Here is a 24,794-nt window from a genome sequence, read left to right as displayed (position 1 = left end):
TCAATCCTTTGCTGAACCGGATGGGATCCGGCGTGAGTGTGTGAGTCGTTCGAGAAGTTCCGGCGAAAGCCACGGGAGGGCTCCGGAGTCGATGTCGGCCACCAGGGCGCTGAGCCATTCGTGCTCCGCACGGGCGACGGTGACGAGAAATTCGTTGCCGAGGAGGAAGATCCTGGGGGTCTCGGTGGAACAGGCGAGGGCGGCGGCGGTCTCGAGTTCGTCGATCTCGCGGGTGAGGTGATCGAGCCGTTCCCGGAGCAGTTCCACGACGGTGGGTGCGTCGACGTTGTGTGCCTCCGCCAGCGCGAGGGGAAACTGCGGGTACTCGTGCACGGGGGTGGCGAGCATGTCGCTCACCCGTTGGGCGAGCGCTTCCCGGCCCGCATCCGTGACCTCGTACATGGTGCGTTCGGGCCGGTTTCCCGCCCGGTCGGTACCGGTGGTGCGCACCAGCCCTTCACCTTCGAGCCTGCTCACGGTGTGGTACAGCGACCCCGGCCGGATCTTCACGACGCGTCCACGCCGGACGGCGGCGAGTTGGTACATCTCGTACGGATGCATCGTCCGCTCACACAGCAGACCGAGGATGGTGACACCGAGCGGCGTGAGTGCCACGGTCACCACCTCCACTACTCCAAGTCGAATACTCCACGTGGAATATACCGGCCGGGCCGACGGGGAACAAGCGGTTACCGTGGGTCCCGTGGACTCCCATCACCTCGACATCATTCGACTCGCCTGGTCACGCGAACTGGGATTGCCCGACGACGCACTGTCCACCCGGCCGGACGCCGACGACCGCGCGGTCCGGGTGGACGACGACACGGACACGATCCGATTCCTGCGCCTGGGCGAGACGTCCGCGCTCGTCGGCCCGCGGTGGGCGATCGAGCGTGCCGACGGGCACACATCGGAGGAACTGACCGAATCCGCGACCCTGCTCGCCCTCACCCAGGATCGGTCCGGACGGTGCGCCGGTCCCGTGGTGCTCGCGTTCGGCACCGACTACCAGGAACCCGCGACCGGGCAGCCACCGCTCGTCTCCCACGAACACGACCACGTCCGGCAGGTCGAGGAGGCGTGTCCCCCGGACGACGTCACCGAGGCCCATCTGGGTGACCGCGACCGATGGTTCACGATTCTCGACGACGCGGAGCAACCGGTCAGCTCCGCCGGGTACGCCGAGTTCCAGGGTTTCCTCGCCGATGTCGGTGTCCTGACCGCTCCGGCGTTCCGGCGCCGGGGGCTGGGCGCCGCGGTCGCCGGGATCGCCACCGACGACGCGCTCGACAGCGGCCTGATCGCCCAATGCCGTTCACCCCGCGACAATCTGGCCTCGCGCGCGCTCGCTGCCCGAGCCGGGTACCGGGAACTGGGAACGTACGCCGCGGTCACGATCTCCCGAAGTACGCTCTGAGAGACATCGAAAGACGGGGACGAGTCGACCATGACAGACCGAACGGCAGAACCGCACAGCACGGAAGGCGCCTACGTCGAATCCGGCGCCGAGTTCACGCGCGACACCCACTACATCCCCACCCGCATCACGGCCGACGGCCGTGACGGCTATCCGGTCGAACCGGGCCGCTACCGCCTCGTCGCCGCCCGGGCGTGCCCGTGGGCCAACCGCGCGATCATCGTCCGGCGACTGCTCGGACTCGAGGACGTGTTGTCGATGGGGCTGTGCGGCCCCACCCACGACAAGCGCAGCTGGACTTTCGATCTCGATCCGGACGGGCTCGACCCCGTGCTGAAGATCCCGCGCCTGCAGGACGCGTACTTCGCACGTTTCCCGGACTACCCCCGCGGCATCACCGTGCCCGCGATCGTCGACGTCCCCACCGGGCAGGTGGTCACCAACGACTACCCGCAGATCACCCTCGATCTGTCCTCGGAATGGACGCGATACCACCGCGAGGGCGCGCCCGACCTCTACCCCGAGCCGCTGCGCGACGAGATCGACGAGGTCGCCGATCTCGTGTTCCGCGACGTCAACAACGGGGTGTACCGGTGCGGCTTCGCCGGATCCCAGGAGGCGTACGAATCCGCGTACGACCGCCTGTTCGCCCGCCTCGACTGGCTCGAGGACCGTCTGACCGACCGCAGGTTCCTCGTCGGCGACACGATCACCGAGGCCGACGTGCGACTGTTCACCACCCTGGCCCGGTTCGACGCGGTCTATCACGGACACTTCAAGTGCAATCGGAAAAAACTCGACGAGATGCCCGTGCTGTGGAGCTACGCCCGCGATCTCTTCCAGACACCCGGGTTCGGCGACACCATCGACTTCACCCAGATCAAGCAGCACTACTACATCGTGCACACCGACATCAATCCCACCCGGATCGTGCCGAAGGGTCCCGACCTGTCCGGCTGGCTCGAGCCGCACGGGCGTGAACAACTCGGCGGCAGGCCGTTCGGTGACGGCACGCCGCCACCTCCGCCGAGGCCCGGCGAGGAGGTCCCGGCCGGGCACGGGGCGTGATCGGGCGGTCTACGCGCCGGTGTAGGTGCCGAAACTCCAGAACACACCCTCGGGGTCGCGGCAAGTGAAGCCGCGCGATCCGTAGTCCTCGTCCCGCAGTCCGCGGACGATCGTGGCACCGGCGGCCACGGCGCGCTCGTGGAGCGCGTCGGGGTCGTCGACGACGAGGTACACCGAGCCCGTCCCCGGCGGCAGGTCGCTGATGACCGAATCCTCGCTGGGCGAACCGAGCATGATCCCGCCGCCCTTCGGCCAGCCGAGTTCTGCGTGATCGACCCGGTCGCCCTCGCCGTACACCGCGTTCTCGGCGAACCCGAAGGCGTCGACGAGGAAGCGAATCGCGGCGCGCGCGTCGCGGTAGACGAGCGTGGGCCATACACATGTGGTGTGCGTCGAAGTAGTCATGTCCTCACTCTGCGCCGTCGTCGTGGTAGGGGTCTTGGACGAATGAGAACGGGTCGATCTCGCGCCACCGCGACGGTGCGACGCCCGCGAGGTCGCGCCAGTCCCGCGCCATGTGGGCCTGGTCGTAGTACCCGCACACCACGGACACGTCGGCGAGCGTCGCCCCGGCGGCACCCTTGAGCATCCGGTGCGAACGATGAAACCGGGACAACCGCACCACGTCCTTGGGCGTCACGCCGTACTCCGCGACGAACTTGTTCACCAGATGCCTTCGGCTCCAGCCGACCTCGCGCGCGACCTCGCCGACCCGGATACCGCCGTCGGCGACGAGCAGATGCCAGGCGCGGGTGAGGTGCGGGTCGATCTCCGCCGGCTCCGCGCGGCGCGTCAGGACCTCGTCGAGGATCGCGAACCGCTCGTCCCAGCCGGGTTCGCGCGACAGCCGTTCGGTCAGTTCCCCCGCGTCGGGACCGAGCAGTTCCTCGAGTCCGACGACCCAGGCGCCGAGGGCGGCGGTGGGCACCCCCAGCAGCGACCGGGCGCCGAGGGGACTGAGCGCCAGCTGGACGCCGTGCTGGTTGCCGTCGTGCCGGATCGTTACCGGCGCCGTCGCGATGCCGCTGGCCAGAGTGTCGAAACGACCGGGCGCCTGCTCGGGCGTCGCCTGGGCGGCGATGTCGAGCGGCTCGTCGATCGTCACGATCACCGTGAGGCACGGCGACGGCAGACCGAGGTGGATCCCGGGCTCGAATCCGGCCAGCCGGTAGCCGTCGTATCCCGTGACCAGCGCGCGCAACGGTTCCGCCGGGTGCCGGGAGGCCCCGGACGACACCGCGGTATCGCTGTCTGCGACGCTCACGAAACCAGCCTAGGCAACGGCGCCGACACCGGCCACAGCGTTCACTCACCTACAGTCGGTGCCAGCACACTCGAAGCACACGGCGAGACGGGAGCCCCGATGGCTGGCAATGGTGGACCGGTGGAGAAGGTACTGGTCTCGGTCCTCGACAACGGAAGCCGTCTCCAGGCTCCCGCGGTGGCCAAGTACGTCGAATGGGTCCGGCGCTCGCACCCCGGTGAGTCGCCCGCACAGATCGTCGAGCGGATGGAGAAGATGTTCCTTCTGGCCGTGACGGGCAGCGGCAGCGCAGTCGGGGCCACCGCCGCCATTCCCGGGGTCGGGACCGTCGCGTCCATCGCCGCGGTGGGCGCCGAATCGGCGTTCTTCCTGGAAGCGGCGGCGCTGCTCACTCTCGCGGTCGCGTCGGTGCACGGCATCTCCGCCGCCGACCACCAGCAGCGGCGTGCGCTGGTCCTGTCGGTGGCGCTCGGCGAATCGGGCATGGAGATCGTCCAGAAGGCGACGGGCGTGACGGCGAAGAACTGGGCGAGCGCCATCACGAGCCGCATCCCCGGCCCCACCATGAAGGGCATGAACAGCACCCTGGTCCGCAAGTTCATCACCAAGTACGCCGCCCGCCGCAGCGCGCTGATCCTCGGCAAACTCGTGCCCGCAGGCATCGGCGCGGCCATCGGCGGCGCAGGCAACCGGGCCATCGGCAAGGGCGTCGTCAAGAACGCGCGCGAAGCGTTCGGGCCCGCCCCGGCCCACTGGCCGGACGAACTCCGCGCGATCGAAGCGTGACCTAGTGGGCGAAGTGCTGTTCCGTCGAACGCCCGCCACCCTTCTCGCGGAGTTCGGCGCACACTTCCTCAATCGCCTCGGCGACGAGGGATCCGAGATCGGCGCTGAAGCCCTCGCGTACGACGATGCGCAGGACCGCCACGTCCTCCGCATCGGCGGGCATCGTGTAGGCGGGCACCTGCCACCCCCGCGCCCGCAATTCGTGTGACACGTCGAAGACCGTGAACCCGGGGTCGCCGGCGAGTTCGAACGCCACCACCGGAATGTCGGTGCCGTCCGTGATCAGGGTGAAGCCGTCGATCTCGGCGATGCGTCTGCCCACGCGAACTGCGGTGTCGCGCAGCGTCTCCATGATCGACCGGTAGCCGGCCCGCCCGAGTCGCAGGAAGTTGTAGTACTGACCCACCACCTGATTGCCGGGCCGCGAGAAGTTCAGGGTGAACGTCGGCATGTCGCCGCCCAGGTAGTTGACCCGGAACACCAGCCCCTCGGGAAGATGCTCACGGTCACGCCACACCACGAACCCGATCCCCGGATACGTCAACCCGTACTTGTGACCACTCACGTTGATCGAGGCCACGCGCGGAACCCGGAAGTCCCACAACAACTCCGGTTGCAGGAAGGGAACGACGAAGCCACCGCTCGCCGCGTCCACGTGGATCGGGACGTCCGGGCCGCCGGACGCGGCGAGTTCGTCGAGAGCGTCCGCGATCGCGGCCACCGGCTCGAGCTCCCCCGTATAGGTGGTGCCCACGATCACGACCGCTCCGATCGTGTTCTCGTCGACCGCCTCCCGCACCTGCTCCGGCGTGATGACGTAGCGGCCCTTCTCCATCGGCAGGTACTTCGGCTCCACGTCGAAGTAGCGGCAGAACTTCTCCCACACCACCTGGACGTTGCTGCCGAGTACCAGATTCGGTCGCGCAGTGTCCTTCCCGGCCGCCTCCCGCTTCGCCCGCCACAGCCACTTGAGCGCGAGACCACCGAGCATGACCGCCTCGCTCGAACCGATCGTCGAGACGCCGGTGGCGCTGGACGGGTCGGTGGTCGACAGGTCGGGAGCGTGGAACAGATCGGCCACCATCGACACGCAGCGGGACTCGATCGCCGCGGTCGCGGGATACTCGTCCTTGTCGATCATGTTCTTGTCGAACGTCTCGGCCATCAGTTTGTCGGCCTCGGGATCCATCCACGTGGTGACGAACGTGGCCAGATTCAGCCGCGAACTGCCGTCGAGCATCAACTCGTCGTGGATGAACCGATAGGCGGCCTCGGGATCGGTTTCCTCGTCCGGCAGCCGCAGCGCCGGAAACGGATCGATCGAGAGGCGCCCCGTGTACGCGGGGGAAATGACGTCGCGATGGTGATGGTGGTGGTGCTTGCTCATGTGCGTCCCCAATCAAGTGGTTTCAGCATGCGCCGTCGCAGACGCCCTGTACGTCAGTTGGTGAATCTCGGCACGGCAGCCCAGTAGGGTCGAAACAGTTCCATTCGATTGTGGCAGGGGAGGACGGGTTGACCACACCAATCCCGGGAAGTTTCACGGCGCCGATCGAGGTGCGGGGGCTGTCGAAGCGTTTCAAGAACGTGGACGCGGTCACGGACCTCAGCTTCACCGTGCCGCAGGGATCGATCACCGGATTCCTCGGGCCCAACGGGTCGGGTAAAACCACGACATTGCGGATGATCCTCGGTCTCGTGAAGCCGACGGCCGGCACCTCCACGGTCGCCGGTGTCCCGATCCGCCTCCTCGTCGACCCCGCGCGCACGATCGGTGCCGTCCTGGACTCGCAGAGCCTGCACCCCAACCGGACGGCACTCGACCACCTGAAGGTGTACGCGTCCGCGATCCGTGTACCGGACGCACGCGCACAACAGGTGCTCGCGCTCGTCGGGCTCGAGGACGTTGCCGGGCGCAAGGCGGGCGGCTTCTCACTCGGCATGCGTCAGCGGCTGTCGCTGGCGACGGCGCTGCTGGGCGATCCGCGCATCCTAATCCTCGACGAACCGGCCAACGGACTCGACCCCGAGGGCATCGCCTGGCTCCGCGAGTTCCTCAAGGGCTTCGCCGCATCCGGCCGGACCGTGCTGATCTCGAGCCACATCCTCCGCGAAGTGGAGCAGACCGTCGACAATCTCGTGATCGTCAGCCGCGGGTCCCTCGTCTATCAGGGACGGATGGAGGAGCTGCGCAAGTCGCAGCAGAGCCGGCTGCTGGTCGCGTCCTCGAGCCCGCCCGCGCTGGCGACCGCCCTGGCCGCCAGGGGCATCGTCGATGCCCGGTCGCTCGTGGACGGGCGCCTCGCCGTCGTCGGCGCGTCCCTCGAACTCGTCGAGTCCGTCGCCGCCGAAGCCGGGGTCACGATTTTCGGCGCCGCCGGTGATCACATCGACCTCGAGCAACTCTTCCTGTCGATGACCGCAGGCCAGTACGTGGCCGGCGCGAGCGCCGCGGCGCCCGCGGGGTACGGCCCACCGCCGGCGTACGCGCCCCAGCCCGGGTACGCACCTCCCGGGTACGCCCCGCAGCCGGGTTACGGTCCGCCTCCCGGGTACGCCCCGCCACCGGGCTACGGTCCACCACCCGCACACCCCCAGCACGGTCCGATGTCCGGAGGTCCGCGATGACAGCGTTGCTCACCGCGGAATTCCGCAAGGTCACCACACTGCGCTTCTGGTGGATGCTCGGTCTCGCACCACTGATCGTCGGGATGTTCTCGAGCGCGATCACCCTGCCGGTGATGCGTGCGTTCACCGACGCGTTCGAGGCCGATCCGAGCGAGGCCAACCTCGCCGCCACCCTGTTCGGCCTGGCGGTCGCGGTTGCCCTCGTCGTCCTGTTCGCCGCACTCTTCGGGGCGGTGAACGTGGGCACGGAATTCCGGTACAAGACGCTCACCACCACATTCCTCACCGCTCGCGGCCGGGACGGGGTGATCGGCACCAAGCTCGCCGTCACCGCGGCCTTCGGCTTCTTCTACTGCCTCGTGGTGGAGGTGGTCAGCGTCGCCCTGCTGCTGACGTTCGGCGGTGACACCTTCGAACTGCGCGGATCCCTGTTCGCCATGCTCGGGGCGGCCCTGATCTGCGGGGCGCTGTGGGCGCTCATCGGCGGCGGCGTGTCGATGCTCACCGGCTCGTCCGTCGGAAGCTGCATCGCCCTCGTGGTCTGGTACACCCTCGGCGAGATGATCCTCCGGTCGATCCTCAGCGGGATCGGCATCGGCTCCGTCGGAAGTGTCCTCCCCGTGTCCGCCACCCTCGGGACGGTCGCGAACGCGGCCGCGGGCAACGAGATCGACTGGCTGACGCTCTGGCCCACCGCGCCCCTCGCCCTGATCGTGTGGACCGCGGTCTTCGTCGGTGGCGGCTGGGCGCTCACCCGGCAGCGCGACATCACCTGACACCGCGCCGGGTGCCGCTCCTGTCGGTACCCGGCGCTAACGTGGATCCAGTGGCAAGTGAGAGTGCGTCCGGTTCGGTGATCGAACGGGAGCAGACGCTGGAGCAGGATCAGGCACGGCCGGGCTGGATTCGACGGCTGAGCGGTGAGTGCTGGGCGCACCGCCGCGTCGCACTCGGCGCCCTGTCCGTGACGGTCGTCGCCGCCGGGATCGACATCTCGTTCCCCCTCCTCACCAAGTACGCGGTCGACGCCGCCGGCTCGGGTCGCGACACCCAGGTGATCGGCATCGCCGCGCTGCTCATCGCACTGCTCGCGTGCGTCCGCTTCGGCTGCCAGTACGGCCGCCGGATGCTCGCCGGGAAGCTTTCGCTCGACGTCCAGCACGACCTGCGGCTCGGCCTGCTGGGTGCGCTGCAACGGCTCGACGGGCGGGGGCAGGATCAGATCCGCACCGGCCAGGTGGTCTCCCGGTCCATCACCGACCTCCAGCTGGTGCAGGGCCTGCTCGCCATGGTCCCGTTGTCGGCGGGCGCGTTGCTCCAATTCGTCCTCGCGCTCGGCATCATGGCCTGGCTGTCACCGCTACTGACCGTCGTCGCGCTGGTGATCGTCCCCGCGGTGTGCCTCGTCGTGTACGCGATGCGCCCGAAACTGTTCGCGGCCACCTGGTCGGCGCAGCAGCGGGCGGCCGACCTCGCGCAGCACGTCGAGGAGACCGTCACCGGTGTCCGCGTCGTCAAGGGGTTCGGCCAGGAGCGCCGGGCCGTCGACCAGCTCGAAGACCACAGCCGCACGCTGTACGCCGAACGCCTGCGGGCCGCCCGGATCAATGCACGCTTCGCGCCGACCATGGCGGCACTGCCCCAGCTGGGTCTCGTGGGCGTCATCGCGGTCGGCGGTTACCTCGCCCTCCACGGCTCCATCACGATCGGCACGTTCCTCGCCTTCGCCACGTACGTCGCCACGATGACCGGCGTCACCCGCACACTGTCGTCGGTCGTGATCATGGCACAGCTGTCCAGGGCGGCCGTCGAGCGCGTGTACGAGGTGATCGACGCCGAACCGGAGGTCGCGGACCCGCCGCACCCCACTGCACTGCCCGGCGGACCGCTGGGTGTGGATCTGCGCTCGGTCACGTTCGGATTCGAATCGGATCGGCACATCCTCTGCGGACTCGACCTGCGCATCGCGCCCGGCGAGACGGTCGCGGTGGTCGGGACGGCCGGCTCCGGCAAGACCGCGCTGTCACTGCTGCTCCCCCGCTTCTACGCCCCGTCCTCGGGTTCCGTGTCCCTCACGTCGGGGGGCGAGTCGTTCGACGTCGCACACCTGAGCGCCGAGCAGTTGCGCGAAGCCGTCGGCCTCGTGTTCGACGAGCCGTTCCTCTTCTCCGACACCATCGCGGCCAACATCGCCCTCGGCAGGCCCGACGCCAGCGCCGAGGAGATCCGTGCCGCCGCCGACATGGCCGCCGCCGACGAGTTCGTCTCCGCGTTGCCGGACGGCTACGACACCGTGGTCGGCGAACGGGGTCTCACACTCTCCGGCGGGCAGCGGCAGCGGATTGCGCTGGCACGCGCACTCCTCACCGACCCGCGGGTGCTGATCCTCGACGACGCGACTTCCGCCGTCGACGCCACCACCGAGGCGTCGATCTTCGCGGCGCTGCGCGCGAATCGCGGCCGGACGGCGCTGATACTGGCGCATCGCCGTTCGACACTGTCGCTCGCCGACCGCGTCGCCGTGCTCGACGGCGGACGGATCATCGATTCCGGGACGGTGGCCGAACTCGACGAGCGGTGCCCGCTCTTCCGCGCACTGTTCTCCTCCCCCGACAGCGCGGGTCCCATCGACGTCAGCGTCCCCGCTCCGAGCGAGCCGATGCCGTATCAGCGCATGCCGTCCGAGTCCGAGTTGTGGCCGGAGGACGCCGAGGAGTGGGACGTGCCCGTCGCGTCCGCCTCGTCCGGCCGCACCCCGGCTCCCGGCGCGGGCCCCGGCGGCGGCCGTGCCGCAGGCGGACCGATGGCGGGAGCGCTGGGCAACGTGGCCGCGACCCCGGAACTCCGGCAGGCCGTGAATGCCCTTCCGCCCGCCGTCGAGAGCCCGGGCATCGACACCCGGAACCTGCGCCTGCCCGAGCCCGACTTCCGGCTGTCGCGGATCCTGCGCCCGGTCCGCGCCCTCCTCGTCGCCGTCGTCGTCTGCCTCGCGCTCGACTCGCTCGCCGGGATCGCGTTCCCCTCGATCGTCCGGTTCGCGATCGACCGCGGTGTCGTCCCGCAGGACTCCGCCACGCTCTGGACCGCGGCGGGGGTCGGCGTCGCCCTCGTGGTCGCCGGCTGGCTCGTCGTCGCCCTGATGACGGTCCTCACCGCCCGGGCGGGGGAACGTGTGCTGTTCGGGCTGCGGGTGCGCAGTTACGCCCACCTGCAGCGGCTCGGGCTCGACTACTACGAGCGCGAACTGTCCGGCCGCATCATGACCCGGATGACCACCGACGTCGACGCGTTGTCGTCGTTCATCCAGACGGGGATGTCCACCGCCGTGGTGAGTGTCCTGACGGTCCTCGGTATCTCCGTCGCCCTCGTCGCCACCGACGTCACGCTGGCGCTGGTGGCGCTCGCCGTCATCCCACCGCTCGTCGTCGCGACGCTGATCTTCCGCCGGATCTCCTCGGTGGCGTACACGGTCTCGCGTGAGCGGATCTCGCTCGTCAACGCCGACTTCCAGGAGAACATCGCCGGGCTCCGGGCCGCCCAGGCGTACCGCCGCGAAGGGTTCGCCGCCCGCCGGTTCGCCGAGCGGGCCGACAGCTACCGGCGCAGCCGGATGCGGTCACAGCGGGCGATCTCGCTGTACTTCCCGTTCATCGCGTTCCTCTCGGACCTCGCCCTGGCCGCCGTGGTGTTCGTCGGTGCGCGCCAGGTGGCGGGCGGCGACACGACGACCGGGACGCTCGTCGCCTTCGTGCTGTACCTCGGGCTGCTGTTCGGGCCCATCCAGCAGCTGTCGCAGGTGTTCGACGGGTACCAGCAGGCCAGTGTGGGTCTGCTCCGGATCGGGGATCTGCTCCGCACACCCAGTTCCATCGAGCGGGCGACCTCGCGCGAGAACCTCCAGCCGATCCACGGGCACCTGCGCGGCGAGCTGTGCCTGCGGGACGTCGGGTTCCGCTATCAGGGCGCGGACAGCGACGCCCTGACCGACATCGATCTGCACATCCCCGCCGGCACCACCGTCGCCCTGGTCGGCCGGACCGGCGCGGGCAAGTCGACCATCGTGAAACTGCTCGCCCGGTTCTACGACCCGACGTCCGGCGCGGTGCTCGTCGACGACGTGGACCTCCGCCGGTACCCGCTCGGCGCGTACCGCGGACGGCTCGGCGTCGTCCCCCAGGAAGCTCATCTGTTCACCGGGACCGTCGCCACGAATATCGCGTACGGCCGCCCGGATGCGAGCCGCGAGGAGATCGAGGACGCCGCCCGCGCGGTCGGAGCGCTGGGCACGATCGCCGGATTCCGGGGTGGGATGCATCACCCCATCGGCGAGCGCGGGCAGGGACTGTCGGCGGGCCAGCGCCAGCTGATCGCGCTCGCCCGGGCCGAGCTGGTCGACCCCGATCTACTGCTGCTCGACGAAGCGACCGCGACGCTCGATCCGGCCACCGAGCAGGTAGTTCTCGAGGCGAGCAGCCGTGTGACCCGCACCCGGACGTCGGTGGTGGTGGCCCACCGACTGGCCACCGCGGCCCGGGCAGATGTGATCCTCGTCATCGACAAGGGGCGGGTGGTCGAAACCGGATCGCACGCCACCCTGCGCTATGCCGGTGGCCACTATTCGGGACTGTGGGATGCGGCGGAGACCGGGTCGGGGAATAATCGCGGGGCGAGAACCGTCATCGATGGTGACCCCATCGGTTGGCCGTGAGACAGCTCACACGTGCAGGCCTGGCGATCTACACGTCACACGCGAGGGCTAGTCTCATGTATATAGGCGCTCTGATCGGGTACCGAAATAGAAACGAGGCGAACACCTGCCGTGAGCAGCAGCTCTACATCCCAGTTCGGACAGAACCAGTGGTTGGTTGACGAGATGTACCAGCGTTTCCAGGACGATCCGTCGTCCGTGGACGCGAGTTGGCACGAATTCCTGACGGATTACTCTCCCGACGCCGCCGCCAAGGCAGGCGCAGCCAACGGACAAGGCACGAACGGCACCACCACCGCCGCACCTGCTGCCGCTCCCTCCGCCAAGGCGTCGACTCCCCCGGTTCCCGAGTCCGAGACCGCACCCAAGCCTCAGACCAAGGCGGCCAACGGCGCCGCGCCGAAGACTGCACCCAACGGTGCAGCTCCGAAGGCTGCTGCCCCGAAGACCGAGGCCCCCAAGAAGGCCGCACCCGCGAAGGAGACCGCGGCGAAGGACGCGAAGGCGTCCGCTCCCGCGCCTGCAGTGGAGGAGTCGAAGGTTCTCCGCGGCGCAGCTGCTGCCGTCGCCAAGAACATGTCGGCCTCGCTGGCCATTCCGACCGCCACCAGCGTTCGCGCCATCCCTGCGAAGCTGATGTTCGACAACCGGATCGTCATCAACAACCACCTCGCCCGTACCCGCGGCGGCAAGATCTCGTTCACGCACCTGCTGGGTTACGCGATCGTTCAGGCGGTCAAGGCGTTCCCGAACATGAACCGGCACTTCGCCGAGATCGACGGCAAGCCCAACGCGGTCACCCCCGCACACACCAACCTCGGTCTGGCCATCGACCTGCCGGGCAAGGACGGCAGCCGGTCCCTCGTCGTCGCCGCGATCAAGAACACCGACACCCACAACTTCACGCAGTTCTACAGCGCCTACGAGGACATCGTCCGGCGCGCGCGTGACGGCAAGCTCACCGCCGAGGACTTCTCGGGTGTCACCATCTCGCTCACCAACCCCGGCGGCATCGGCACCGTGCACTCCGTGCCGCGACTGATGAACGGCCAGGGCGCCATCATCGGTGCCGGCGCGATGGAGTACCCCGCCGAGTTCCAGGGCGCGAGCGACGAGCGCCTCGCCGAGATCGGCGTCGGCAAGCTCATGACGCTGACCTCGACGTACGACCACCGCATCATCCAGGGTGCCGAGTCCGGCGACTTCCTCCGGACCATCCACAACCTGCTGATCAGCGACGAGTTCTACGACGAGATCTTCCACGCGCTGCACATCCCGTACGAGCCGGTCCGCTGGCGCAAGGACGTGCCCGAAGGCGCCGTCGACAAGAACACCCGTGTTCTCGAGCTGATCGCCGCGTACCGCAACCGTGGTCACCTGATGGCCGACACGGATCCGCTGCAGTTCGTCAAGGACAAGTTCCGCAGCCACCCGGACCTGGACGTCCGCACGCACGACCTGACCCTGTGGGACCTCGACCGCGAGTTCAAGGTCGGCGGCTTCCACGGCCAGGAGAAGATGAAGCTGCGCGACGTGCTCAGCGTGCTGCGTGACGCGTACTGCCGCCACGTCGGCGTCGAGTACACGCACATCCTGGAGCCGGAGCAGCAGCAGTGGCTGCAGGACCGGGTCGAGGCGCACCACGTCAAGCCCACGGTCGCTCAGCAGAAGTACATCCTGAGCAAGCTCAATGCCGCCGAGGCGTTCGAGACGTTCCTGCAGACCAAGTACGTCGGCCAGAAGCGCTTCTCCCTGGAGGGCGCCGAGTCCGTCATCCCGATGATGGACGCCGTCATCGACCAGGCCGCCGAGCACCAGCTCGACGAGGTCGTCATCGGCATGCCGCACCGCGGTCGCCTCAACGTTCTCGCGAACATCGTCGGCAAGCCGTACTCGAAGATCTTCACCGAGTTCGAGGGCAACATGAACCCGGCGGCCGCGCACGGCTCCGGCGACGTGAAGTACCACCTCGGCGCCGAGGGCACGTACATCCAGATGTTCGGCGACAACGACATCACCGTGTCGCTGACGGCCAACCCGTCGCACCTCGAGGCGGTCGACCCGGTCCTCGAGGGCCTGGTCCGCGCCAAGCAGGACATCCTCGACAAGGGCGAGGACGGCTTCACCGTCCTGCCGCTCATGCTGCACGGCGACGCCGCCTTCGCCGGTCAGGGTGTCGTGGCCGAGACGTTGAACCTGGCACTGCTGCGCGGGTACCGCACCGGCGGCACCGTGCACATCGTGGTCAACAACCAGGTCGGCTTCACCACCGCCCCGGAGCACTCGCGTTCGTCCGAGTACTGCACCGACGTCGCGAAGATGATCGGCGCGCCGATCTTCCACGTGAACGGCGACGACCCCGAGGCCTGCGTCTGGGTCGCCCAGCTCGCTGTCGACTTCCGGGAGAAGTTCCAGAAGGACGTCGTCATCGACATGATCTGCTACCGCCGTCGCGGTCACAACGAGGGCGACGACCCGTCGATGACGCAGCCGGCGATGTACGACGTGATCGACACCAAGCGCAGCGTTCGTAAGAGCTACACCGAATCCCTGATCGGCCGCGGCGACATCTCGCTGAAGGAAGCCGAAGACGCACTGCGCGACTACCAGGGCCAGCTGGAACGGGTGTTCAACGAGGTTCGCGAACTCGAGAAGTACACGCCGGAGCCCAGTGAGTCGGTCGAGCTCGACCAGGTACTGCCCACGAAGTTGAAGACGTCCGTCGACGACTCGGTGCTCGAGCGGATCGGCGACGCGTTCGTCAACGTGCCCGAGGGCTTCACCGTGCACCCGCGCGTCAAGCCGGTCATCGAGAAGCGCCGCGAAATGTCCCGCGAAGGCAAGATCGACTGGGCCTTCGCCGAGCTGCTCGCGTTCGGTTCGCTGGTCGACCAGGGCAAGATGGTTCGCCTGTCCGGCCAGGATTCCAAGCGCGGCACGTTCACGCAGCGTCACTCGGTCCTCATCGACCGCAAGACGGGCGCCGAGTACACCCCGCTGCAGAACCTGGGCAGCGAGAACCCCGGCAAGTTCCTGGTCTACGACTCCGCGCTCAGCGAGTTCGCCGCCGTCGGCTTCGAGTACGGCTACTCCGTGGGCAACCCGGACGCGCTCGTGCTGTGGGAGGCGCAGTTCGGTGACTTCGTCAACGGCGCGCAGTCGATCATCGACGAGTTCATCTCGTCCGGTGAGGCCAAGTGGGGCCAGCTGTCCGACGTCGTGCTGCTGCTGCCGCACGGCCACGAGGGTCAGGGTCCCGACCACACGTCCGGTCGTATCGAGCGCTTCCTGCAGTTGTGCGCCGAGGGTTCGATGACCGTGGCCGTGCCGTCCACCCCGGCCAGCTACTTCCACCTGCTGCGTCGTCACTCGCTCGACGGAATCCGCCGCCCGCTGGTCGTCTTCACACCGAAGTCGATGCTGCGGAACAAGGCCGCGGTCTCCGACGTCGAAGACTTCACCACCGGCAAGTTCCGCTCGGTGTTCGAGGAGCCCACGTACGAGACGGGCGACGCCGAACGCGACAAGGTGCGTCGTGTCCTCCTGGTCAGCGGCAAGCTGTACTGGGAGCTGCTGGCGAAGAAGCAGAAGGACAACCGCGAGGACATCGCGATCGTCCGCATCGAGCAGCTGTACCCGGTTCCGAGCCGTCGTCTCCGCGAGACGCTGGACCGCTACCCGAACGCCACCGAGTTCCGGTGGGTTCAGGAGGAGCCGGCCAACCAGGGTGCGTGGCCGTTCTTCGGTCTCGCTCTGCCCGAGTTGCTGCCCGACAAGCTGTCCGGAATCAAGCGCATCTCGCGTCGTTCGATGTCGGCACCGTCCTCGGGTTCGAGCAAGGTGCACGCTGTGGAACAGCAGGAGATCATCGACGAAGCGTTCAGCTGAGCGTTTGATTGACTGATCTGCCACTGAGCCGGGTCGAGTTCACTCCACGGAGCGGATTCGACCCGGCTTCGTGGTATCTGGACCTGCCCGCGGTGGCGGAACTGTGCGAAAACGGGCTGGCATTCGAGCGGCCCGTCACCGTGATCGTGGGTGAGAACGGGGTCGGGAAGTCGACGCTCGTCGAGTCGATCGCCGCGGCCTGGCAGGGCGGGTTCCGCGGGGCGCAGGACCGGTTGTGGTCGGCGGGATCCAGCCCCGAGGACGCGGACCTCGGCACTCATCTCACGTGTGTCGGCGCCCGGCCGCAGCCGTACGGCGGGTGTTTTCTGCGTGCCGAGTCGATGCATTCGTTGTTCGGTGCGGCCGACGAGTCACGGCCCCGAAACGACGATCAGTCGTTCAACCAGCTCTCGCACGGTCAGTCGTTCCTGCGGTACGTCGCCGACCGTCCGATCGGCGTGGGGCTGTGGATTCTGGACGAGCCGGAGGCCGCGCTGTCGTTCCAGTCCTGCCTGGCGCTGCTCGGCGTGATCGCGGATCTCGCCGAAGAGGGTTCGCAGGTGATCATGGCGACGCACTCTCCCCTGCTCGCCGCCGCGCCCGGCGCCGAGATCTGGGAACTCACCGACGACGGGATCGACTTCCCCGAGTGGAATCAGCTCGACCTCGTCCGCAACTGGCGGTCGTTCCTCGACGGACCCGACCGCTTCCTGCGGCACCTCTAGGCAGGCGCCTGCTGCCCCGTCTCTGCCCGGGACCTCACGGCCTGGACTCCGAGGGCGGTGGCGGCGAGTAGTCCGCCGAGGGCGGCGAGGGTGAGCGCGTCGGGGTGGATCAGCGGTTGGCCGCGGAACGCCTGCCAGGTGAGCACGGCGAGCAGTCCGGTGTAGGCGAGCGCCAGCACGGCCATCAGGGAGGCGCGGGTTCCCTCGCTGCGAAGCCACGGAATCCGCGACGCGAGAACGCTCAGGACGAGGGCGCCGATCAGCATCACCTGTAGCCCGTGCAGTCCGACGAAGTGCGGGATGCGGAGGTCGCCGCCGGACGTGCTCCAGTTGGTGACGGGCAGTCCCGGATTCTCGTCGGTGACGCCGACGCTGTGCCGTGCGGCGAGTTCGACGGCGCGGCCGCTCGCGTCGGTCGTCGACTGCCGGCCCTGGAATCCCATGAGATACCCGAGTGCCATGCCGACCACCGCCAGGAACAGGCCCGCATGGATGGCTCGGGTGAGGGGACGATCTCCCACGCGCTGGAACAGCAGGATCAGGGCGATCACGAGGTTCGCGACGAACAGTCCGGGGACACCGGTCATGAACACGTACTGCCCGATCGTGTTGACGGCGTCGTCGGACGTGTTGAAGTGGCTGAACGTTCCGCGCGCGGCCTGGACCGCGATGAATCCGACGTCGAGGATGCCGGTCACGGCGAACACCGTCGCCATGACCCGTGTCCATCTGCTGCCTCGATGCGGGAGGGTCAGCATCCACGCCATGGTGGCCCCGTAGAGCGCGAAGGAGATCGCGAACTTCAGCGGCTTGAGCCACACGGACACTCCGAGCACGGTCCGGTCGTCGACGACGAGTCCGACGGCGCACACCAGCGCGAGGGCGGACATCGCTGCGACCATCACCGCCAGCGGCACCTGGCGGGACGCGACGACGCGGGAGCGGAGATCGAGTGTGGTCATGACGAGAACGCTAGGAACGTCGCATGCGTCGCGACGTCACGCCGGGGAACGAAACCGGTGTCACCCGCGGGTACTACGGGTGTGCCCCGGGTACTAGGGGTGTCGGGTCGTGGTGGCCGACACCAGCGCTGCGGCGATCTCGGGTGCGGCGGCGATGGCGAGCGCGGGAAGGGCCTGGACGTTGAGTTCGATCAGCTCGTCTCGGGTCAGGTGCGGGTCGCGCAGCCAGGTGATCGTGACTTCCTCGACGTAGGCGATCCAGCCCCGGACGGCGAGTGCGACGGCCTTGGTGGGCTCGATGCCGATCGCCGGGAGTTGTTCGAGGGTCCGTTCGGACATCACGGCGCGGGTCTGCTCGAAGACGGCGCGCATGTCCGGGTCGCCACTCGCCGTCCCCCTCAGGAGCGACACGTAGGTGCCACGGTTCTCGCTGACGTAGTCGACGTAGGACGCGAGCACCGAGCGCAGGATCTGCATCGGATCCCGCGCTTCCCCGACGTACGGGTCGGGGGCGGTGCGGGCGAGCATCTCGCTGCTGGTGTGTCGCACGATCTCGAGGTGGAAGTCGTGTTTGGAGGCGAAGTAGTGGAACAGCAGGCCGCGGGAGACACCGGCCTGATCGGCGATGTCCTCGACGGAGATCTGCTCCAACGGGCGCTGCGCCAGCATCTTCGCGCCGAGGTCGATCAGTTGCGCGCGCCGTTGTTCGGGGCTGAGACGGGTCCGCTTCACGACGTCCATGAGACAGGACTACTGAATGAAGGTCAATAGGCTATTGACTGTCCCTCAATAGCGCCCTATTGTTTCTTACATGAGTCTCCCCGTCACAGATACTTCCGCCCCCACCGCAGGGGTCCGGCACATCGACACGCTGATCATCGGCAGCGGGTTCGCCGGCCTCGGCGCGGCGATCAAGCTGACCCAGGCAGGCAAGACAGACTTCCTCGTGCTCGAACGCGGCACCGACGTCGGTGGTACCTGGCGAGACAACACGTACCCGGGCGCGGCGTGTGATGTTCCCTCACATCTGTACTCCTACTCGTTCGCGCTGAACCCGGAGTGGACTCGGTCGTTCTCGACGCAGCCCGAGATCCAGAAGTACATCCAGTCGGTGGCCGACAAGTACAAGGTGCGCGACAAGCACCTCTTCGGCTGTGACGTGCAGTCCGCCCACTGGAACGAGTCGACCACCCGCTGGGAGGTCACCACCACGAAGGGGAACTTCGTCGCGAAGGTCCTCGTGTCTGCGGTCGGTGCACTGTGCGAGCCGTCCCTCCCCGACATCAAGGGCATCGAAGGCTTCGAGGGCGAGATCTTCCACTCCGCCCGCTGGAACCACGACGCCGACCTGGCGGGGAAGCGCGTCGCCGTCATCGGTACCGGCGCCTCGGCCATCCAGATCGTGCCCGCCATCGGCAAGAAGGTGTCACACCTCGACGTGTACCAGCGCACGGCGCCGTGGATCCTGCCCCGGGCGGACCGTGAGTACACGAAGCTCGAGCACACCGCGTTCAAGTATCTCCCCGGCTTTCAGAAGCTGTGCCGCGCCGGGATCTATTGGATGCGCGAGAGCCAGGTCGTCGGACTCGCGAAGGCCCCCGTCTTCATGAAGCCGCTGCAGTTCGCGGCCGAGCGCCACCTGCGTCGCCAGATCAAGGACAGGGATCTGCGCAAGAAGGTCACGCCGAACTTCCAGATCGGCTGCAAGCGCATGCTGATCTCGAACAACTACTACCCCACCCTGGCGCAGGACAACGTCGACCTGGTGACCGACGGCATCGCCGAGGTCACGGCCAACTCGGTGGTCTCGAAGGACGGCACCGTCCGTGAGGTCGATGCCATCGTCGTCGCCACCGGCTTCCACGTCACCGACTCCCCCACGTTCGAGGGCATCTTCGGCAAGGACGGCCGCTCGCTCGCCGACGTCTTCGACGAAGGCGGACAGCAGGGCTACAAGGGGGCCGCGATCGCGAACTTCCCCAACATGTTCTTCCTGGTGGGCCCGAACACGGGCCTGGGCCACACCTCGATGGTCTTCATGATCGAGTCGCAGCTCAACTACCTCGTCGACGCCCTGCAGACGCTCGACAAGTACGGCATCGGCAAGATCGAGGTCCGGCAGGACGCCCAGGACCGATACAACGCGGAACTCCAGGAGAAGCTGTCGCACAGCGTCTGGAACAACGGTGGGTGCGCGAGCTGGTACCTCGACAAGCACGGCAACAACACCACGCTGTGGCCGGGCTTCACGTTCCAGTTCCGGAACGAGACGAAGCGCTTCGACCTCACCGCGTACGACAGCGTGACCACCGGCGATCTGGCTGCACCGGTGCACGTGAACGGCAAGACCCCCGGCCCGGCCGCCATCCCGGCACAGATCGACCTCGACGACGACAAGGTGACAGCACAGTGAGCGAGTTCGCAGGCAAGGTAGTCGTAATCACCGGAGCCGGTTCCGGTATCGGCAGGGCGCTCGCCCTCAACCTGGCGGGCCGGGGTGCCAGGCTGGCGATCTCGGACATGGACACGGTCGGGCTCGCCGAGACCGCACGCCAGGCCGAGGCGCTGGGCGCCGAGGTCAAGGCCGATCACCTGGACGTCACCCAGCGCGAGGCGGTGCTCGCATACGCCGACGAGGTGCGGGCGCACTTCGGCAAGATCAACCAGGTGTACAACAACGCCGGCATCGCCTACCACGGTGAGTTCGAGAAGTCCGAGTTCAAGGACATCGAGAAGATCATGGACGTGGATTTCTGGGGAGTCGTCAACGGCACCAAGGCCTTCCTGCCGCATCTCATCGCGTCCGGCGACGGCCACGTCGTGAATGTCTCGAGCCTCTTCGGTCTGCTGTCCATGCCCGGCCAGAGCGCGTACAACTCGGCGAAGTTCGCGGTGCGCGGTTTCACCGAGTCGCTGCGCCAGGAGATGCTGATCGCCAAGCACCCCGTCAAGGTGACGTGCGTGCACCCCGGTGGCATCAAGACGGCCATCGCCCGCAACGCCACCGCGGGCCCGGGCGAGGACCTCGACACGTTCGCGCAGTTCTTCGACCAGAAACTCGCACGCACCACTCCGGAGGCGGCGGCCGAGACCATCGTGAACGGTGTCCGCAAGAGCAAGCCGCGCGTCCTGATCGGCGCCGACGCCAAGTTCCTCGACGCCTGGGTGCGGCTCGTCGGACCGAGCTACCAGCGTGTGGTTGCTTTCGTCGCCGGACGCGTCCTCCCGAAGTCGAACTGAGGTACCGATGAGCTTCCACCTGCCGCTGCCGGTCGTCGCGACGGCCCTCCGGCCGTTCTACCGCCTCGGCCTCAACGCCCGGCTCCCGTACACCGTCCAGAGAGCGATCCTCGACCTCGGCGCTCCGTTGCAGCAGGTGCCTGCAGGTGCCGTCGTCCGCCCGACCTCGCTGGCCGGGCGGCCGGCGGAGCGAATCACGGTGGGAGCCACCGAACGCCGGACCGCCGTGCTCTACCTGCACGGTGGGGCGTACACGATCGGTTCGCTCGCCACGCACCGTTCGCTGGCGGCTCACCTCGCCAGGGAATCCGGCAGCGTCGTCTACACCCTCGACTACCGGCTGGCTCCGGAACATCCGTTCCCGGCCGGGCTCGAGGACGCGGTCGCGGCATACCTGGAGCTGAACACCGAACATGGCTACGAGACAGAGCAACTCGCCATCGCGGGCGATTCGGCGGGCGGCGGCCTGACGGTCGCCACCGCGCGACGGCTGATCGACCGGCACGGGGTGACGCCGGCCGCGTTGGCGCTGATCGCTCCGTGGGTCGATCCAGGCAGGCGTGACACGTCCCGGGACCGGGATCTCGTGGTCAACACGGCGTGGTCGTTCGACGCCGCCGAGAAGTACCTGGGCAACGGGGACGCACACGATCCGGGTTACGCACCGCTGCACGGAAGTCTGGCGGGACTGCCGCCGACACTGATCCACGTCGGGGTGGACGAGGTGCTCTACCCGCAGATCGTGGAGTTCGTCGACAAGCTGAACGAGTCGAATGTGGACGTCACGCTCACCGAGTACGCCCGGCTGTGGCACGTCGCCCACCTGCAGGCGTCCCTGGTCCGCGAGGCAGCGGACGCGGTCGCGGAACTCGGCGCGTTCCTGGGTTCACAGATGAGCGTCGAGCCACACCCGCGCCACGTCGGCTGAATCGGCACCACCGCGGACCTGGCCGATCATGTCGGCCAGGTCCGCGGTCGTCAGCTCACCCGCCACGACGTTCAACGCCTTCAGCTGGGCTTCGGTGAGAGTTCCGATCCGGAACAGCGGCACCACGTTCTGTGCGGTGAACACGTGCTCGTCGTCCGCCAGCAGCACCAGGTCCGCGCCCGCGACGGCGGGTGACACGGTGGTCACCCCGGCCACCCGCACGACTCCGTCCGCCGGTGCCGGCGCGGCGAGTTCGCCGACGGCGGCGGCGTCGTCCACCGTCCGAATCTGTGCGAACGTGCAGCCGGTGAGGTCGGGAAGCGCGTCGGCCTCGAACGCCGGGGCGAGCACGGCTGTGCTCGTGCTGCACGAGGGAACGAGTTCGTCCAGGGTGGTGAGATCCAGCTGCCCCGACGCCTGTGGGGTCACCGCCAGCGCCGATCTGTCCTCGGCGGCCGCGAAGTCGGAGATCGAAAGCCCCTGCGGCAGAGCCTTGCTCAACGCCTCGAACACCTCGTCCTGTTCCGTCTCCGTCGATTCGGGGTCGTAGTAGCGCAGCAACCGGCCCGTGAACTCCGGCAACAGCGTGACGTTTCCGGCATCGAGCCGGCCGAGGTACGCGGTCCGGTCGCCGAGGCCCCCCTCGGTGGTGACCGGCGCCCCGGTCGAACGCAGGGCACCCGCATAGATTTCGGCCAGGATCCGGCTCTCCGCTCCGTCACCCGCACCCACCACGATCTCGCCCGTCCCCTGCCCCGCGGAACCGTCGAGGGTCGTGTCACCGCCTGCGCATCCCGACACCACCCCCGCGACCAGCAGCAGCGCGGACGCGGCGATCAGTGCCCGGGACCATGCCGCCGGGCGCTCGGCCGATCCGTCTGTGCGTGTGTGTGCCACGTCGCGCCTTTCGTTTACCTCGAGCTGGTCGAAAACCGTGCTCTGTCCGCCCCTATCGTTACACTGGCCAACCGATGGCGCGGACACGCGTCCACCGGTTTCCGTCGGCAGGTCCGGCGCCGGTGACAACGGGAAGGACGCTCATGCGCACCTCACGAATTCTGTCGGGCCTCACCCGCCGCTCCGTGGGCAGTATCGCTCTCGCGACGGTGGCCGTCGTGTCGCTCGCGGCGTGCGGTGGCGGATCCGACCCCCTGACCGCCGGCGGCGAGGGATCCGGTGACGACCCCGACACGATCATCGTGGGATCGGCGAACTTCCCCGAATCGGAGACGGTCGCGAACATCTACACCGAGGTGCTCCGCGCCAACGGGTTCGATGTGACGACGAAGTTCAACATCGGCAGCCGTGAGGCCTACATCCCTGCGCTGAAGGACGGCTCGATCGACGTCATCCCGGATTACACGGGCAACCTGCTGCAGTATCTCGACCCGGACTCGACGGCGACGAGCGCCGCCGACGTGGACGCCGCGCTGCCTGCCGCGCTCGGCTCGGAGCTGACGATCACCACCCCGGCCCCGGCCGAGGACAAGGACGCCGTCGTCGTCACGAAGGAGACGGCGCAGCGCTGGAACCTCACCTCGATCGCGGATCTCGCGGCGCACTCGAACGAGGTGAAATTCGGTGCACCCGCCGAGTTCCAGGAGCGTCCCGGTGGCCTGCCCGGCCTGAAGGCCAAGTACGGCCTCGACATCACGGCCGATAACTTCGTCCCGATCGCCGACGGCGGCGGTCCGGCCACGGTGGACGCCCTCGCGTCGGGGCAGATCACGGCCGCCGACATCTTCACGACGTCCCCGGCGATCGCGCAGAACGGTTTCGTCGTGCTCGCGGATCCGCAGAACAACTTCGCGGCGCAGAACGTCGTCCCGGTGGTGCGTGCCACCAAGTCCTCCGACAAGCTGACCCGGGCGCTCGACGCGCTGTCGGCGAAGCTGACCACCGAAGAGCTTGTCGCGCTGAATGATTCCGTGTCGGGTGACGCGAAAACCGAGCCGGCTGCGGCCGCGAAGCAGTGGGTGACGGACCAGGGGCTCGACAAGCCGGTCTCGTGAGGAGCCTGCCGTGATCACATTCTCGGGAGTCACCAAGCAGTACCCGGACGGTACGACGGCGGTCGACGGCCTCGACCTGGAGATCGACGCCGAATCGTTCACGGTCTTCGTCGGGCCGTCCGGCTGTGGCAAGACCACGTCGATGCGGATGATCAACCGGATGATCACCCCGACCGCGGGAACGATCACGGTCGACGGCCGCGACATCGCCCAGACCGACGCGGTGAAGCTTCGGCTCGGCATCGGCTACGTCATCCAGAGCGCAGGACTGCTGCCGCACCGCACGGTGGTCGACAACGTCGCGACCGTGCCGGTGCTGCGCGGCGACTCACGACGCAACGCCCGCAAGGCCGCGTTGGCGGTGCTCGAACGCGTCGGACTCGACCCGGCGCTGGCGTCCCGCTATCCCGGCCAGCTGTCCGGCGGGCAGCAACAACGCGTGGGGGTCGCGCGGGCACTGGCTGCCGACCCCCCGATCCTGCTGATGGACGAACCGTTCAGCGCCGTCGATCCCGTTGTCCGCGAAGATCTGCAGGCCGAGATGCAGCGCCTGCAGGCCGAGATGCGCAAGACGATCGTGTTCGTCACCCACGACATCGACGAGGCCGTCAAACTCGGTGACCGGGTGGCGGTCTTCGGACCGGGTGGCCGGTTGCAGCAGTACGACGCGCCCGACACGGTGCTGTCCGCGCCGGCCACCGATTTCGTCGCCTCGTTCGTGGGACGCGACCGCGGGTACCGCGGGCTGTCGTTCCGGACGGCAGATCAGGTTCCGCTGCACACCATCCGGACGGCGACCGAGAAGGAGTTGCCCGGGCTCCGGCTCGAACAGGGTGAATGGGTCCTGGTCGTCACGGACGCGGGCGTACCGCGGGGGTGGATCGACGTCACCGGCGTCGAGGGGGCGCGGGCCGGTCGGCCCGTCTCCGAATGCACCGCGGCCGGTGGATCCCTCTTCTCCCCCGGCGCCGACCTGCGGCAGGCCCTGGACGCGGCCATCTCCTCTCCGTCGGGCATCGGTGTGGCCGTCGACGCCGACGGCGCGGTCACCGGGGGCATCCTCGGCTCCGAGGTGATCGCGAAGCTGGCCGAGCAGCGGGCAGCCGAGGATCGTGCGAGGGGTGAGCACTACTTCACTGCCCAACCGGCAACCCCGGACGGGCCGTGA

Annotated in this window: 20 protein-coding genes; 13 read left to right on the top strand and 7 right to left on the bottom strand. The window is 68.2% G+C overall.

Going from position 1 to position 24,794, the window contains the following annotated elements:
* Entirely contained in the window at nt 1-624 is a 624-nt protein-coding gene (locus DTA22_RS32395; protein ID WP_235214481.1) for a PadR family transcriptional regulator, read from the bottom strand.
* A gap of 70 nt (nt 625-694) precedes the next feature.
* Here DTA22_RS32395 and DTA22_RS32390 point away from each other — a divergent pair, with 70 nt between their 5' ends.
* Together DTA22_RS32390 and DTA22_RS32385 are read left to right on the top strand one after the other, a co-directional pair.
* Nucleotides 695-1,417: a GNAT family N-acetyltransferase gene (locus DTA22_RS32390; RefSeq protein ID WP_052033806.1), complete on the top strand. Its 723-nt coding sequence runs from the start codon at nt 695-697 to the stop codon at nt 1,415-1,417.
* Between the two features lie 30 nt (nt 1,418-1,447).
* Nucleotides 1,448-2,485 (top strand): glutathione S-transferase family protein, encoded by a 1,038-nt coding sequence (locus DTA22_RS32385; RefSeq protein WP_112302152.1) that lies wholly within the window; start codon nt 1,448-1,450, stop codon nt 2,483-2,485.
* A gap of 9 nt (nt 2,486-2,494) precedes the next feature.
* Here DTA22_RS32385 and DTA22_RS32380 read toward each other — a convergent pair whose 3' ends face one another.
* Nucleotides 2,495-2,890 (bottom strand): VOC family protein, encoded by a 396-nt coding sequence (locus tag DTA22_RS32380; RefSeq protein WP_037244984.1) that lies wholly within the window; start codon nt 2,888-2,890, stop codon nt 2,495-2,497.
* Nucleotides 2,891-2,894: 4 nt separating this feature from the next.
* Complete coding sequence (locus tag DTA22_RS32375; protein WP_112302151.1) at nt 2,895-3,749, bottom strand: AraC family transcriptional regulator; 855 nt, start codon at nt 3,747-3,749, stop codon at nt 2,895-2,897.
* 99 nt (nt 3,750-3,848) lie between these two features.
* On the opposite strand from DTA22_RS32375, the gene DTA22_RS32370 reads away from it, so the two are divergent.
* Nucleotides 3,849-4,535 carry a hypothetical protein gene (locus DTA22_RS32370; RefSeq protein ID WP_112302150.1) on the top strand — a complete coding sequence of 229 codons (687 nt, stop codon included), beginning with the start codon at nt 3,849-3,851 and terminating at the stop codon, nt 4,533-4,535.
* Nucleotide 4,536: 1 nt separating this feature from the next.
* Here the strand turns inward: DTA22_RS32370 and DTA22_RS32365 are convergent, their stop codons facing one another.
* Nucleotides 4,537-5,922 (bottom strand): glutamate decarboxylase, encoded by a 1,386-nt coding sequence (locus DTA22_RS32365; RefSeq protein WP_112302149.1) that lies wholly within the window; start codon nt 5,920-5,922, stop codon nt 4,537-4,539.
* A gap of 128 nt (nt 5,923-6,050) precedes the next feature.
* Between DTA22_RS32365 and DTA22_RS32360 the strand changes: the two genes are divergently transcribed.
* The 5 genes from DTA22_RS32360 to DTA22_RS32340 all read left to right on the top strand — a co-directional run bounded on the left by DTA22_RS32360 (nt 6,051) and on the right by DTA22_RS32340 (nt 16,484).
* Nucleotides 6,051-7,163 (top strand): ABC transporter ATP-binding protein, encoded by a 1,113-nt coding sequence (locus DTA22_RS32360; protein ID WP_112302255.1) that lies wholly within the window; start codon nt 6,051-6,053, stop codon nt 7,161-7,163.
* On the top strand, nt 7,160-7,939 hold the full coding sequence (locus DTA22_RS32355) for an ABC transporter permease (RefSeq protein WP_037244427.1): 780 nt from the start codon (nt 7,160-7,162) through the stop codon (nt 7,937-7,939). The genes DTA22_RS32360 and DTA22_RS32355 overlap by 4 nt, the downstream gene beginning before the upstream one ends.
* 50 nt (nt 7,940-7,989) lie before the next feature.
* Nucleotides 7,990-11,871 carry an ABC transporter ATP-binding protein gene (locus DTA22_RS32350; protein ID WP_112302148.1) on the top strand — a complete coding sequence of 1,294 codons (3,882 nt, stop codon included), beginning with the start codon at nt 7,990-7,992 and terminating at the stop codon, nt 11,869-11,871.
* Nucleotides 11,872-12,036: 165 nt separating this feature from the next.
* Nucleotides 12,037-15,759, top strand: a complete 3,723-nt coding sequence (locus DTA22_RS32345; protein WP_409372256.1) for a multifunctional oxoglutarate decarboxylase/oxoglutarate dehydrogenase thiamine pyrophosphate-binding subunit/dihydrolipoyllysine-residue succinyltransferase subunit — start codon at nt 12,037-12,039, stop codon at nt 15,757-15,759.
* 8 nt (nt 15,760-15,767) lie between these two features.
* Nucleotides 15,768-16,484: an AAA family ATPase gene (locus tag DTA22_RS32340; protein ID WP_037244423.1), complete on the top strand. Its 717-nt coding sequence runs from the start codon at nt 15,768-15,770 to the stop codon at nt 16,482-16,484.
* Here the strand turns inward: DTA22_RS32340 and DTA22_RS32335 are convergent.
* Complete coding sequence (locus DTA22_RS32335; RefSeq protein ID WP_245973318.1) at nt 16,481-17,446, bottom strand: hypothetical protein; 966 nt, start codon at nt 17,444-17,446, stop codon at nt 16,481-16,483. The genes DTA22_RS32340 and DTA22_RS32335 overlap by 4 nt on opposite strands.
* Nucleotides 17,447-17,539: 93 nt before the next feature.
* The gene (locus tag DTA22_RS32330; protein WP_112302147.1) at nt 17,540-18,187 is read right to left on the bottom strand and encodes a TetR/AcrR family transcriptional regulator; all 648 of its coding nucleotides are present in this window, start codon (nt 18,185-18,187) and stop codon (nt 17,540-17,542) included.
* A gap of 70 nt (nt 18,188-18,257) precedes the next feature.
* Between DTA22_RS32330 and DTA22_RS32325 the strand changes: the two genes are divergently transcribed.
* From DTA22_RS32325 to DTA22_RS32315, 3 genes are read left to right on the top strand one after another with little or no spacing between them, the layout of a single operon-like run.
* Complete coding sequence (locus tag DTA22_RS32325) at nt 18,258-19,859, top strand: flavin-containing monooxygenase (RefSeq protein ID WP_112302146.1); 1,602 nt, start codon at nt 18,258-18,260, stop codon at nt 19,857-19,859.
* Nucleotides 19,856-20,686 carry an SDR family NAD(P)-dependent oxidoreductase gene (locus DTA22_RS32320; RefSeq protein ID WP_037244416.1) on the top strand — a complete coding sequence of 277 codons (831 nt, stop codon included), beginning with the start codon at nt 19,856-19,858 and terminating at the stop codon, nt 20,684-20,686. Before DTA22_RS32325 ends, DTA22_RS32320 begins: the two co-directional genes overlap by 4 nt.
* 7 nt (nt 20,687-20,693) lie before the next feature.
* Nucleotides 20,694-21,614 carry an alpha/beta hydrolase gene (locus tag DTA22_RS32315; protein ID WP_112302145.1) on the top strand — a complete coding sequence of 307 codons (921 nt, stop codon included), beginning with the start codon at nt 20,694-20,696 and terminating at the stop codon, nt 21,612-21,614.
* Here the strand turns inward: DTA22_RS32315 and DTA22_RS32310 are convergent.
* Nucleotides 21,573-22,511: an ABC transporter substrate-binding protein gene (locus tag DTA22_RS32310; protein ID WP_112302144.1), complete on the bottom strand. Its 939-nt coding sequence runs from the start codon at nt 22,509-22,511 to the stop codon at nt 21,573-21,575. The genes DTA22_RS32315 and DTA22_RS32310 overlap by 42 nt on opposite strands.
* Before the next feature lie 143 nt (nt 22,512-22,654).
* Here DTA22_RS32310 and DTA22_RS32305 point away from each other — a divergent pair, with 143 nt between their 5' ends.
* Complete coding sequence (locus tag DTA22_RS32305) at nt 22,655-23,626, top strand: ABC transporter substrate-binding protein (RefSeq protein ID WP_112302143.1); 972 nt, start codon at nt 22,655-22,657, stop codon at nt 23,624-23,626.
* A gap of 10 nt (nt 23,627-23,636) precedes the next feature.
* Complete coding sequence (locus DTA22_RS32300) at nt 23,637-24,794, top strand: ABC transporter ATP-binding protein (protein ID WP_112302142.1); 1,158 nt, start codon at nt 23,637-23,639, stop codon at nt 24,792-24,794.

Origin of the sequence: Rhodococcus wratislaviensis, assembly GCF_900455735.1 — a bacterium.
Lineage (GTDB): Bacteria > Actinomycetota > Actinomycetes > Mycobacteriales > Mycobacteriaceae > Rhodococcus_F > Rhodococcus_F wratislaviensis.
Note: the sequence above shows the minus strand (reverse complement) of the source record. Positions and strands in the feature narration are given on the sequence as shown.

What these genes read in the sequence shown, in the direction of transcription:
- DTA22_RS32370 (WP_112302150.1), top strand. Translation starts at nt 3,849, where the DNA reads ATGGCTGGCAATGGTGGACCGGTGGAGAAGGTACTGGTCTCGGTCCTC.
- DTA22_RS32365 (WP_112302149.1), bottom strand. Translation starts at nt 5,922, where the DNA reads ATGAGCAAGCACCACCACCATCACCATCGCGACGTCATTTCCCCCGCG.
- DTA22_RS32325 (WP_112302146.1), top strand. Translation starts at nt 18,258, where the DNA reads ATGAGTCTCCCCGTCACAGATACTTCCGCCCCCACCGCAGGGGTCCGG.
- DTA22_RS32385 (WP_112302152.1), top strand. Translation starts at nt 1,448, where the DNA reads ATGACAGACCGAACGGCAGAACCGCACAGCACGGAAGGCGCCTACGTC.
- DTA22_RS32355 (WP_037244427.1), top strand. Translation starts at nt 7,160, where the DNA reads ATGACAGCGTTGCTCACCGCGGAATTCCGCAAGGTCACCACACTGCGC.
- DTA22_RS32380 (WP_037244984.1), bottom strand. Translation starts at nt 2,890, where the DNA reads ATGACTACTTCGACGCACACCACATGTGTATGGCCCACGCTCGTCTAC.
- DTA22_RS32345 (WP_409372256.1), top strand. Translation starts at nt 12,037, where the DNA reads ATGTACCAGCGTTTCCAGGACGATCCGTCGTCCGTGGACGCGAGTTGG.
- DTA22_RS32335 (WP_245973318.1), bottom strand. Translation starts at nt 17,446, where the DNA reads ATGACCACACTCGATCTCCGCTCCCGCGTCGTCGCGTCCCGCCAGGTG.
- DTA22_RS32315 (WP_112302145.1), top strand. Translation starts at nt 20,694, where the DNA reads ATGAGCTTCCACCTGCCGCTGCCGGTCGTCGCGACGGCCCTCCGGCCG.
- DTA22_RS32330 (WP_112302147.1), bottom strand. Translation starts at nt 18,187, where the DNA reads ATGGACGTCGTGAAGCGGACCCGTCTCAGCCCCGAACAACGGCGCGCG.
- DTA22_RS32305 (WP_112302143.1), top strand. Translation starts at nt 22,655, where the DNA reads ATGCGCACCTCACGAATTCTGTCGGGCCTCACCCGCCGCTCCGTGGGC.